Origin of the sequence: Mannheimia sp. E30BD, from assembly GCF_041807785.1 — a bacterium.
Taxonomy (GTDB): domain Bacteria; phylum Pseudomonadota; class Gammaproteobacteria; order Enterobacterales; family Pasteurellaceae; genus Mannheimia.
Genome location: NZ_JBGTYX010000003.1, coordinates 40,893 through 53,051, shown reverse-complemented (window position 1 = coordinate 53,051; position 12,159 = coordinate 40,893). Strand labels below are relative to the sequence as shown.

The following is a 12,159-nucleotide window of genomic DNA, read 5'->3' as shown; positions in this document are numbered from 1 at the left end:
AGAGTTTTTGGAGATTAGTAATAATGTTAAAAAACATTAAAAAAATTATCGTAACTGGTTTAGTCGCAGTTTCTGCATTATTCTCAACGACGGCATTTGCTGAAACTAGCCCTTATGTATTAATGCAACAAACAGCAGATAAATTATTTGGCAATATCAAAGCAAATCAAAGCAAAATTAAATCAAACCCTGAATACTTGCGTACCATTGTGCGTAACGACTTAATGCCGCACGTTCACGTTAAATATGCAGGTCAGTTAGTATTAGGTAAAAACTTATCTTCTGCTACAGATGCACAAAAAGAAGCGTTTTTTAACGCATTCGGGCAGTTTGTAGAACAATCTTACTCACAAGTATTAACCCAATACCAAGATCAAACATTCCAAATTGAAAGCCCGAAATCCGTTGAGGGTAAATCGATTGTAAGCATTCGTGTAAATGTATCTGGTAAAGGTGCTGCACAGCCAATTAAATTAGACTTTAAATGGCGTAAAAACAGGAGAACAGGAGAATGGCAAGCATACGATATGGCTGCTGAAGGTGTAAGTATGGTTGCAACTAAGCAAAATGAGTGGGCTGGTGTAATCCGTCAAAAAGGTATTGATGTACTAACCGCACAAGTTGCTCAATCAGCAAAACAACCAATTACCTTAAAATAAATAGTTTAGTTATGCCTCAAAAAACATTAAAATGGGACATTCAGCAAAACAATGAAAGTCTTTTTGTGAAACTGTCAGGCGAATTAACTCGTGACACGTTGCTTCCATTATGGAAGCAACGTGCTTCTTTTTTATCTCCGAAAGGTAATCAAAAGCTATATTGGGATTTAAAAGATATCACTCGTGTAGATTCTGCCGGTTTTACATTACTTGCTGAATTATTAAATCATTACCATAAAATCACACCAAGCAGTTTAATTAATACGCCGGATTCTGTTAAGGCATTATCAGAACTCTATGATTTAGACGGTTGGTTTGAGCAATTTATTATTTAAAAAAATTAGCAAAGCATTAGGATTTATAATGACCCCAGCACAAATTGAAGACATCTTAAAACAAAGCCTAACCGATGTAGTCGAAGTTCACGCACAAGGCGAAAATGCCCATTTTGGGGTAATTGTAGTGAGTGATAGCATTGCTGCACTTTCAAAAGTAAAACAGCAACAAGCGGTTTACGCACCACTAGCAGACTATTTCACTACAAATGAAATTCACGCATTAACCATTAAAGTGTTCAGTACAGAAAAATGGAAAACTGAGCGTTTATTGAATATGGTTGGTTAATAGATGGGCGAAAAATATTTCGCCCCTACAAAAATTGAAACAAAATTATAATTCTTAATTTTAGGATCTCCCAAATGGAAAAATTCCGCGTATACGGTCCTTTCTCTTTGAACGGAACCGTTGATATTTCAGGTGCAAAAAATGCCGCCCTGCCTATTTTATTTGCCTCTATTTTAGCAGAAAAGCCGGTTACATTAAAAAATGTGCCTGATTTGAAAGATGTTGACACAACCTTTAAAATTTTACGTCAATTAGGTGTAGTGGTTGAAAAGGCAGAGGAAAAAGGTGTTGTACATATTGATGCAAGCAACATCAATAATTACGTTGCACCATACGAATTAGTTAAGACAATGAGAGCTTCTATTTGGGCATTAGCACCATTAGTGGCACGTTTCCAAGTTGGTCAAGTTTCATTACCGGGTGGCTGCACTATCGGTGCTAGACCGGTAGATATGCACATTTCCGGTTTAGAGAAAATGGGTTCTAGAATTGAGTTAGATGAAGGCTATGTAAAATCGACTTCTCAAGGTCGTCTAAACGGTGCAAGAATCTATATGGATAAAGTGAGCGTGGGTGCAACTTTATCGGTAATGATGGCTGGAACATTGGCAAAAGGGACTACCGTTATTGAAAACGCAGCTCGTGAACCTGAAATTGTGGATACCGCAGATTTCTTAAATGCAATGGGAGCTAAAATTTCAGGAGCCGGTACAGATATGATCACTATCGAAGGGGTTGAAAACTTAGGTGGCTGTGAGCATAGTGTTGTGCCAGATCGTATCGAAACAGGAACATTCTTAGTCGCTGCTGCTATTTCTGGTGGTCGTATTACCTGTCGTAACACCAAAGCAGATACACTTGATGCAGTTATTGAAAAATTGCGTGAAGCAGGTATGCAAGTTGATGTGACGGAAGATACCATTACCTTAGATTCACTTGGTCGCCGCCCGAAAGCGGTAAATATTCGTACAATGCCTCACCCCGGCTTCCCAACGGATATGCAAGCTCAATTTACCTTGTTAAATGCCGTTGCAGACGGTACGAGCCGCATTACGGAAACCATTTTTGAAAACCGCTTTATGCACATTCCAGAGTTAATTCGTATGGGGGCTAAGGCTGAAATTGAAGGAAATACCGCAATTTGCTACGGCGTAAAACGCTTAAAATCAGCAGAAGTGATGGCAACGGATCTCCGTGCTTCAATTAGCTTAGTATTAGCAGGCTGTATTGCAAGCGGCGAAACTATCGTTGATCGTATTTATCATATCGATCGTGGTTACGAACACATCGAAGAAAAATTACGTGGTATTGGAGCGAGAATTGAACGTTTTTCAGCTCCATTTGAAGGCGAGTAATTGCAAAATTTTCTACAAAAGTAACCGCTTGTTAGAAAGCTATCAAGCGGTTTTTTTATTATCCTTTCAACCTAAATCGTCCTCGACTATATCTGGTTTTCATCAGGGCTAAAATCTGCTCTTTCTCACTACTTACGCTCTGTTGGCTCTGTTTTACTACAATTAAAGAATGTTGCATAGAATGAGCGTGAGTAATAGCAATAGCTAAGGCATCAGCTGCATCGGCTTGGGGCTTGGCGGAAAGGTTGAGCATGCGGGTAACCATATCTTGCACTTGTACTTTATCTGCCGAGCCAATGCCTGTAACGGTTTGTTTAACTAATCGAGCAGCATATTCAAATATGGGTAAATCGTGATTAACTGCGGCGACAATAGCAGTTCCTCGTGCTTGCCCAAGTTTTAATGCTGAATCAGGGTTTTTCGCCATAAAGACTTGTTCAATTGCAAACATAGTTGGCTGAAATTGAGTGATAATTTCACTCACACCCGCGTAAATGCGTTTTAGGCGAGTTGGCAAATCATCAGCAGTAGTACGGATAGCACCACTGCCAAGATATTCCAAATGTCGCCCGTTTTGGCGTATTACACCATAGCCTGTTACTCTTGAGCCGGGGTCAATTCCTAAAATAATAGACATTTTTGACAATAAAATAAGCGAGAAGACGGATATCTTCTCGCTTATTATGTTTTAAATCAAGGGATTATTTATTTAAACGTGATGTTAATGCTTTATCTACATCACAGGTTTTCGCTAAGATATTGCTTACCTTCGCTTCGTGTTTGAAAAGCATACCTGATTTTTCGGTTGAAGCTAAGTTAAAGCCGCTTTCTAATTCCCAAGAATATTTTTTCGATTTAAATACTGTTGAATCCTTATCTGAAGGATCGATAGCTAATGTTGGGATTTTTTGTGTTTTTTTACCGTTTTGTAACACGATGTTTACTGCTTTAGGCTCTTCGCCTTGGAATACATAGTTTGCAGTTACTAATTTACCGCTTTGGCAGCGATATACGATAGATTTTGAACCATCGGTTGCTTTCTCTACTTTTACTGCACCTGCACCACGAACAGCCTTGCCTGCAATCTCGTTTACTTGTTGGGCTGCCTGATCGGCTGCTTTCGCTACAGGATCTACTGTTGGTTGAGGGGCCGGCTGGTTATTTGCATTAGAACAAGCGGCTAATACTACGGTTGCTGCTAAAGCTGGAACGAATTTTACTAATTTCATAGTTTTCTCCTTAAGTAATTTCATAGAATTTAGAAGCAATTGCTCCTGTATGCTTAGAACGTACTATGTTGAAAAAGTTCATAAAAATAAGCATAACCGAAATTATGCTTATTTTTCTTGATGTTATTTAAAGAAGAGCTGCTACTTCATCACTAATTTCGCCGTTGTGATAAACATTTTGCACGTCATCACAATCTTCAAGGCGGTTGATTAAATCAAGTAATTTTGGTGCGGTTTCTGCATCAAGTTCAACAGTAGTTGATGGAATCATTGTGACTTCCGCAGATTCAATTTTAAAGCCTGCTTGCTCAATACCATCTCTGACATCGCCTAGATCTTCCCAAGCGGTGTAGATTTCAAATGAACCGTCTTCTTGTGATTGAATGTCATCAGCACCTGCTTCAATTGCCGCTTCGGTTAAAGCATCTTCATCGCCAGAAGCAATTAAAATTAAGCCTTTTTTACTGAATAAATAACCTACAGAGCCTTCCGTTCCTAAGTTACCACCACATTTTGTGAAACTTGGGCGAACTTGTGAAATTGTACGGTTAGCGTTATCGCTTAAACACTCTACCATTACCGCCGTGCCACCCGGACCATAACCTTCGTAGATTTTGGTTTCCATATTGGTGTCATCGCCACCGCCCACACCACGCTCTATCGCACGGTTAATGGTATCACGCGTCATATTGCTGGATAATGCTTTATCAACAGCTGAACGTAAGCGTGGGTTTGCACTTACATCGCCACCACCTAATTTTGCTGCTGTAACTAACTCACGAATTAATTTTGTGAAAATTTTACCGCGTTGTGCATCTTGTGCTGCTTTACGGTGTTTAATATTTGCCCACTTACTATGGCCTGCCATTCTGTAGTTTCCTTATTTTGAAGTTATTAAATATTGTTTGATTGCTTGTGCGTTATTTGGCGATTTAGTCATTTGGATTGCCTCTGTAGGCTCAACCCAACGATACGCTAAATGTTCGGTTAAAATCGGCTCTTGTTCACTCTCAAGTGGTAACAAAAACCAATGCTCGACACAATGTGTGATATTAGGTGCGTATTTATACCGAAAATGTGGAAAAATTTCAAATTCTATCTGCTTTTGGCAATCAACAAGCAGTTGTTTTTCCCCTGAAATTTGCAAATTAGAAATGGATAAACCAATTTCCTCCAATACTTCGCGTTCGGCTGCTTCAATCGGTTTCTCACCAATCTCCAGAGAGCCGGTTACCGATTGCCAAAAATCGGGATCGTCTTTGCGTTGCAGCATTAATACTCGGTTGGTATCTTTAGCATAAATAACCACCAATACGCTATTCGGGTTTTTATAGTTCATCTTTTTATTTGCAAAATATTTGATTATTTTGACCGCTTGTGGCTTTAGCCAAGCACAACTAAAACGGCTGCGATTACGACCAAAATTAACCCCACAAAATCTTGAATTTTCAACCGTTCTTTAAAGATAAAATAGGATATACCAAGAATAAAGAAGATCTCAACCTGCCCGAGCGTTTTTACAAAGGCAACGTGGTTTAAACTCATTGCATTAAACCAGCCGAATGAGCCGAGAAAAGAGAACAAGCTCGTCAGCATTCCCAATTTCGGAAAACGGAAAAATTTTGTAAGCGTTGCTCGTTGGAACAGGGCTAAATAGACCACTAGCACAACCGCCTCAAAAGTAATCACTGCAAATAGTCCCCAAGCGGCGGAAAGTAAATAATGGCTATTGAGTTGTAAGCTCGCTTCTCGTACCCAAAGGGAAGTTAGGGCAAAGCATAAGCCGCTGCCAATGCCGAGAAATAACGTTTTCCACGAAACTTGTCGGAGATTGCCACTGCCTGTCATTAAAAAGATCGCTACACCACCGAGTATTACACCAAGCCAGCCAATGCCGCTAATAGTTACGCCGAAGAACATCACACCAAGTAATGCTGCCCATACAGCCTCGCTTTTTGCGAGCCCCACGCCGATTGCATAATTCTTTAAATGAAAGAGCTGAACCATCAGCGATGTTGCCATAATTTGAGCCAATCCTGCCCCAATCGCATAGACAAAAAATAATGGCGGAAAGTGAGAGATATTTAGTGTTTCATCATATTGATACAAAAAATACAAATAGCCACTTGCCAGCGGCACGGCATAGAAAAAGCGGGCAAGCGTTACGCCTAGCACAGGCACATTTACGCTTAACTGTTTTTGGAAGGCATTACGACCTGCCTGAGCAACAGCAGCTAATAAGGTAAACCAAATCCACATAGTGATGATGAAATAAGAAAAAGTAACGAAATATTACTCTTTTATTGGCAGTTTGCAAGCGGTTAAAAAACTATTAAAATTTGCAAAAATTTTTTGACGAATAACACAATGCTCCCTCATATTTACATCGGCACAGGTGGCTATGCCGACACCGATCTAATCGGCACACTTTACCCTTTCGGCACAGCCAAAGAGGATTTTCTCTTTGTATATAGCCAACATTACGACACGCTGGAAATCAACAGCACTTTCCACGCACCTATCGGGCAGAAAGCCTTTGAAGGAATGGTGCAAAAGGCGGAAGGGCGTCTGAATTTTTCGGTAAAACTGCATCAAGATTTCAGCCATCAACGCACGGCGACTTTAGATCAAGCACAATTATTTCTTAATGCGTTAGCTCCGTTCACCTCTGAAGGGTTATTGGCAAATTTATTTGTTCAGTTCCCAACTCAATTTGAACGTACGCCACTTAACCGCCGTTACCTTGCCGAGTTGTGCCAATGGTTTGCGGATTATCCGTTAGCGATTGAATTTCGCCACCCGAGCTGGCATATTCCGGCAGTGTTCGACACCTTTGCGAAAAGCTCTAATTTGATTTGGTGTAATGTGGATTACCCACAAAATATCGGTTTGCCGGCATTTCACTTTTTTGCCAACCAACGCACTGCTTATTTACGCTTACACGGTCGCAACCAGAATTGGTGGAAAGGGCAGAGTGCAGCAGAACGCCACGATTACCGCTATTCAGACGAGGAATTAAAAGGATTAGCCGAATTGCTGTTTAACCGAAGCTCAGAATTTGACAGGCTTTATCTCTACTTTGAAAACACCACCAACAGCCACGCATTTTATAATATTGAAACGCTCAAAGGCTTTTTGGCAGAGAAAGGATTTCAGATAAAACCTATACCAGAAATGTTACTAGGACAGCAGAGTTTGTTTTGATAACGACAAGATAGTGCAAGCGTTCATTTTAAATTTGTAAATTATTTGGTATTTTCAACCGCTTGTTAATATAAAAGGGCGAAAATTTTTTCGCCCCTACAGTATTATTCTTGTACAATCGTTTTAATCGCTAACTCTTCCAACGCTTTTGGATTTGCATAGCTTGGTGCTTCTGTCATCAAGCACGCTGCTGCGGTGGTTTTCGGGAAGGCAATTACATCACGAATGTTATCTGTACCAGTAATCAGCATTGTTAAGCGGTCTAAACCGAACGCTAAGCCTGCGTGTGGTGGTGTGCCAAATTTTAACGCATCTAATAAGAAACCGAATTTCTCTTTTTGCTCTTCTTCGTTAATACCTAAAATGCTGAACACGGTTTGTTGCATATGTTGGCTGAAAATACGTACTGAGCCACCACCCACTTCATAGCCGTTAATAACCATATCATACGCATTTGCCACCGCATTTTCAGGATCTTTCACTAACTCTTCTGGGCTTAAATCTTTCGGTGAAGTGAACGGGTGGTGCATTGCTGATAAGTTGCCTTCATCATCACGTTCAAACATAGGGAAATCAACCACCCATAACGGTTTCCACGCTGTAGTGTCGGTTAAGCCTAAATCGTTACCTACTTTTAAGCGTAACGCACCGATAGCATTGGTTGCAACGTGCCAGTTGTCTGCCCCAAAGAACACGATATCATCTTTTTGTAAGTTTAAGCGTTCAACTAAGGCTTTTAGTACCTCTTCATTTAAGAATTTTGCAATTGGGCTTTGAATGCCTTCTAAGCCTGCGTTCACATCATTCACTTTTAACCACGCTAAGCCTTTTGCACCGTAAATCCCGACAAATTGCGTGTAATCATCAATATTTTTACGGGTTAAAGACGTCCCATTTGGTACACGCAGAGCCACTACACGTCCTTTTGGATCATTCGCTGGGCCGCTAAATACTTTGAAATCAACCGATTTTAAAATATCCGCCACGTCCACCATTTCTAACGGGTTACGCAAATCCGGTTTGTCTGAACCGAAACGGGTCATTGCTTCATTCCACGTCATCATCGGGAATTTGCCGAGATCAACGCCTAAGGTCTCTTTCCATAAGCCGTGAATCATCTCTTCCATTAAGGCACGCACTTCTTCGGCGGTCATAAAGCTGGTTTCCACATCGATTTGGGTAAATTCCGGCTGGCGGTCGGCACGCAAATCTTCATCACGGAAGCATTTTACAATTTGATAATAGCGGTCAAAACCAGACATCATCAACAACTGCTTGAAAAGCTGTGGCGATTGCGGCAGAGCATAGAATTTGCCTTTATGTACACGACTTGGCACAAGGTAGTCTCTCGCACCCTCAGGGGTTGCTTTGGTTAGCATTGGGGTTTCGATATCTAAGAAACCGTTGTCGTCCATAAAACGACGCACGAAACTGGTGATTTTGGCACGAGTTTTGAGCTTCTCCGCCATTTCTGGGCGACGTAAATCTAAATAGCGATATTTTAAACGTTGCTCTTCAGAGTTCGTTTGGTTGAAATCCAGTGGTAGCACTTCAGCGTTGTTGTACACCACTAAATTTTTCACTAACACTTCGATTTCGCCTGTTGTCATCTCTTTATTGATTTGCGATTCATCACGAGCGATCACTTCACCTTGAATCTGTACACAAGCTTCAGAACGTAAGGCAGATGCTTGTTTAAAAAGTGCTTCATCTTTCTCATCGAAAAACACCTGCACAATGCCTTCACGATCACGAATTTGCATAAAAATAAAACGACCAAGGTTACGAACACGATGAACCCAACCGCTTAAGGTAACTGCTTGTCCAACGTGTGAGCGGTTTAACTGACCGCAGTAGTGAGAACGCATCATATAAAATTTCCTTTTGAATTTTGAAAATGGTTGCCCGAATATCGGGATAAACTTGAAGATTATAGCGGAAATTTAGCTAGAAATGGATAAATAAAAACAAACAAGCGGTCATTTTTTGCAGAAAAAATGCACTTAGGAAACCAAGTTACGAAAATTTTGCAAATAAACTTTCAGGTAGCCCAAAAGCCTATTTTTACAATCATCTTTTCATTTTTAAAAATCAACCTCCCATTTTTTAACCATTCAATTATCAATAATAAAATCCTATAATATCCCCATACTTTTTAATGGGAGAACCTAAAATGACCGATTATCTTGACAATTCAAACAAACAAATGAAACGGGCAATGATGTTTGTAACAGGCTATGGCAACGAATCTTATGCGTGGCGACTTGCCGAGAGCAACGAGAAAGCCTATACCGACATTGACAATTACATCAAACTGGCTCAAATTGCCGAACAAGGCAAAATTCACACCCTATTTATTGCCGACACCTCTGCAATGATTGGGGCGGGCGTGAGTGGCGATTTTGCCCACAAATCCCCAATGTTTGTGTTAGAGCCGATGACGATTTTTTCAGCCGTTGCCACACATACCAAAAAAATTGGCTTGATGGCGACTTATTCTACAACCTATAACTTGCCCTACAATTTGGCTCGCCAACTAAAAACACTGGACATCATCAGTGGTGGGCGTATTGGTTGGAATGCCGTTACCACAGGCACAAGAGAAGTGGCTTATAATTTTGGCGACAAGCCCCTACCCGACACCGCCACACGCTATGAAATGGCACACGAAATGATGGAGGCGGTGCAGACCCTTTGGGGAACATTTGGCGAAAACGCCTACATTACCGACAAAGCGACAGGGCAATTTGCCGATATGAGCCAAATAAAGCAAGCCAATTACAAAGGCAAACATTATCAAGTCAAAGGGGCGTTGCCCATTCCTGCCACACCGTAAGGACAACCGCCGATTTTTCAGGCAGGTCCAAGTCCAGAAGGCATTGAGCTGGCTGGGCGTTTTGCCAGTGGCGTGTATGCCAATCCGTTTAGCATTGACGAGGCAAGAAATTATCGGAGTGTGTTAAAACAAAGTGCCATCGCTCACGGTAGAAACCCTGATGAGATTAATATGTTTTCAGGATTTATGTTTACCATTGGCGACACTTATGAAGACGCACTCGCTTGCAGAATGAAGCTCATTGACTTTATGAGTGATGATGAATTTTATGGGCAAATTCGCTATTTATCGGCGATGATTGGGGTCAATTTGCACGGTTTGAATTTGAATGAACCCTTGCCAATCGCCCTACAAAATCAGGCGACACCGCACCCACACGCCCCCCGTTCGCCAAGAGCGGTGGAGCTGATTAAAAAAGGAATGTCGCCCAAAGAAGTCTTGGCAAATGGCGTGATTAACTATCACCCTGTGGTGGTTGGCACCGCTCACGATGTGGCGGATTTTATGGAAGAATGGTTTAAAGCAGGGGCGACAGACGGCTTTTCGCTGGCTCCTGACAGTCAAATGGGCGTGCCATATCAGTATGGGCTTAAAAATTAAGGAAAGAAAAACACCGCTTGGATTGTGATTAAAACAGCCAAGCGGTGTTTTATCATTTAAATCAACCCAAAAGCTATGTTATAATTGCCGATTTTTGACAGTCTGGATAATTATTTTGACCGCATTATTTTCTGCTTTTTCTGCTAAACATTTCTCCCAAAACTGGCTTGCCAATCCACGAGCCGATATTTTATCAGGGCTTTCGGTGGCGTTGGCATTGATTCCAGAAGCCATCGCTTTTTCTATCATTGCTGGGGTCTCACCACAGGTGGGCTTGTATGCGTCTTTTTGTATTGCCATTGTGATTGCTTTTTTTGGCGGTCGTCCTGCAATGATTAGTGCCGCCACAGGGGCAATGGCGTTGGTACTCGCAAGTTTGGTCAAAAATCACGGCATGGATTATATGCTTGCCGCCACGCTTTTGACGGGTGTGATTCAGATTATCGCAGGCTGGCTGAAACTGGGCAGTTTGATGCGGTTTATTTCACAGGCGGTGATGATTGGTTTTATCAATGCGTTGGCGATTTTGATTTTTTTGGCACAGTTGCCCGAATTAAATCCCAATTTGGCAGGCGTGTCTTGGCAAACTTATGCCCTAACCACTTTAGGGCTTTTGGTGGTGTATGGCTTTGGTTATTTGCCCAAAATTGGCAAAGTCATACCATCGCCTTTAGCAACGGTGGTGCTGGTTACTTTGGTGGCGGTGGTGCTTGGCTTTGATGTTCGCACGGTGGGCGATATGGGGCAGTTGCCTGACAGTTTGCCTGCGTTTTTGTTGCCTGATGTACCGTTTAATTTAGAAACCTTGTGGATTATTTTGCCTTATTCGCTAAGCCTTGCGGCGGTCGGCTTGCTTGAATCGTTATTGACTGCCAATTTGCTTGACGAGATGACCGAAAGCGACAGCAACAAAAATCAAGAATGTCAAGGGCAAGGCATTGCCAACATTGTCAGCGGTCTGTTTGGTGGTATGGCAGGCTGTGCAATGATTGGGCAGTCGGTGATTAACATCAAATCAGGCGGACGCACACGGCTCTCTACGCTGGTGGCAGGCGTGTTTTTGTTGATTTTGGTGGTGTTTTTGGGCGATTGGATTAAAATCATTCCAATGCCTGCTCTGGTTGCTATTATGATTATGGTGGCTCTTAGCACTTTTAAATGGCAGTCTGTCAAAGAACTCAAAACGCACCCGTTGGGCTTTAATGTGGTGATGATAACCACCGTTGCCATTGTGGTGTACAGTCATAATCTGGCACTAGGTGTGTTTTTTGGGGTGTTGTTATCGGCGTTGTTTTTTGCCAATAAAATCGGGCGTTATATGAAGGTGCTACACCTGCCCACCGCAGACGAAAGCGCTTTAGCGTATGGGGTAACAGGTCAGATGTTTTTTGCATCAACCGATGATTTTATCGCCAGTTTTGATTTTGATAACAAAGCCGTCAAAACGGTGAGCATTGATGTCAGCCACGCCCATTTTTGGGACATTTCGGCGGTCAGTGCTTTGGATAAAGTGGTGGCACGCTACAAAAAACAAGGGGCAAGCGTGCAAGTGTTTGGTTTAAACGAAGCCAGCAAAACTTTGGTGGATAATTTTGGCAAATCAGACAAAGACAATGTGGATATTTTAAATACGCATTGATGGTTAAAAAATA

Annotated in this window: 12 protein-coding genes and 1 pseudogene; 7 read left to right on the top strand and 6 right to left on the bottom strand. The window is 41.7% G+C overall.

All coding sequences use genetic code 11. The annotated features are described in order from the left end of the window. The first annotated feature begins 23 nt into the window (after nucleotides 1–23). From mlaC to murA, 4 genes are all read left to right on the top strand, one after another. Nucleotides 24–659, top strand: a complete 636-nt coding sequence (gene mlaC, locus ACERCG_RS02765) for a phospholipid-binding protein MlaC (protein ID WP_373610551.1) — start codon at nucleotides 24–26, stop codon at nucleotides 657–659. 11 nt (nucleotides 660–670) lie between these two features. Beyond that, a complete protein-coding gene (locus ACERCG_RS02760) occupies nucleotides 671–994 on the top strand; it encodes a lipid asymmetry maintenance protein MlaB (protein ID WP_373610550.1) in 324 nt (107 codons plus the stop codon). Nucleotides 995–1,022: 28 nt separating this feature from the next. Continuing rightward, a complete protein-coding gene (locus tag ACERCG_RS02755; protein WP_373610549.1) occupies nucleotides 1,023–1,283 on the top strand; it encodes a BolA family protein in 261 nt (86 codons plus the stop codon). 74 nt (nucleotides 1,284–1,357) lie between these two features. After that, nucleotides 1,358–2,638 (top strand): UDP-N-acetylglucosamine 1-carboxyvinyltransferase, encoded by a 1,281-nt coding sequence (gene murA / locus ACERCG_RS02750; protein WP_373610548.1) that lies wholly within the window; start codon nucleotides 1,358–1,360, stop codon nucleotides 2,636–2,638. A gap of 58 nt (nucleotides 2,639–2,696) precedes the next feature. Here the strand turns inward: murA and ruvC are convergent, their stop codons facing one another. The 5 genes from ruvC to ACERCG_RS02725 form a co-directional block, all read right to left on the bottom strand. Then, the gene (gene ruvC, locus ACERCG_RS02745) at nucleotides 2,697–3,275 is read right to left on the bottom strand and encodes a crossover junction endodeoxyribonuclease RuvC (protein ID WP_373610547.1); all 579 of its coding nucleotides are present in this window, start codon (nucleotides 3,273–3,275) and stop codon (nucleotides 2,697–2,699) included. Between the two features lie 64 nt (nucleotides 3,276–3,339). After that, entirely contained in the window at nucleotides 3,340–3,867 is a 528-nt protein-coding gene (locus tag ACERCG_RS02740) for a hypothetical protein (RefSeq protein ID WP_373610546.1), read from the bottom strand. A 127-nt stretch (nucleotides 3,868–3,994) separates the two neighbouring features. Continuing rightward, a complete protein-coding gene (locus tag ACERCG_RS02735) occupies nucleotides 3,995–4,735 on the bottom strand; it encodes a YebC/PmpR family DNA-binding transcriptional regulator (RefSeq protein ID WP_025247335.1) in 741 nt (246 codons plus the stop codon). A 12-nt stretch (nucleotides 4,736–4,747) separates the two neighbouring features. Next, nucleotides 4,748–5,206, bottom strand: coding sequence for a dihydroneopterin triphosphate diphosphatase (gene nudB, locus ACERCG_RS02730; protein ID WP_373610545.1), 459 nt, complete (start codon nucleotides 5,204–5,206; stop codon nucleotides 4,748–4,750). Between the two features lie 44 nt (nucleotides 5,207–5,250). Further along, nucleotides 5,251–6,126 (bottom strand): multidrug transporter, encoded by an 876-nt coding sequence (locus tag ACERCG_RS02725; protein WP_373610544.1) that lies wholly within the window; start codon nucleotides 6,124–6,126, stop codon nucleotides 5,251–5,253. Between the two features lie 108 nt (nucleotides 6,127–6,234). On the opposite strand from ACERCG_RS02725, the gene ACERCG_RS02720 reads away from it, so the two are divergent. Beyond that, on the top strand, nucleotides 6,235–7,071 hold the full coding sequence (locus tag ACERCG_RS02720; RefSeq protein WP_373610543.1) for a DUF72 domain-containing protein: 837 nt from the start codon (nucleotides 6,235–6,237) through the stop codon (nucleotides 7,069–7,071). A gap of 104 nt (nucleotides 7,072–7,175) precedes the next feature. Here ACERCG_RS02720 and aspS read toward each other — a convergent pair whose 3' ends face one another. After that, nucleotides 7,176–8,942: an aspartate--tRNA ligase gene (gene aspS / locus ACERCG_RS02715; protein ID WP_373610542.1), complete on the bottom strand. Its 1,767-nt coding sequence runs from the start codon at nucleotides 8,940–8,942 to the stop codon at nucleotides 7,176–7,178. A 287-nt stretch (nucleotides 8,943–9,229) separates the two neighbouring features. Here aspS and ACERCG_RS02710 point away from each other — a divergent pair. Both ACERCG_RS02710 and ACERCG_RS02705 read left to right on the top strand, forming a co-directional pair. After that, nucleotides 9,230–10,507: pseudogene (locus ACERCG_RS02710) on the top strand (NtaA/DmoA family FMN-dependent monooxygenase). 115 nt (nucleotides 10,508–10,622) lie between these two features. Then, nucleotides 10,623–12,146 carry a SulP family inorganic anion transporter gene (locus tag ACERCG_RS02705; RefSeq protein ID WP_373610541.1) on the top strand — a complete coding sequence of 508 codons (1,524 nt, stop codon included), beginning with the start codon at nucleotides 10,623–10,625 and terminating at the stop codon, nucleotides 12,144–12,146. Nucleotides 12,147–12,159 lie beyond the last annotated feature (13 nt).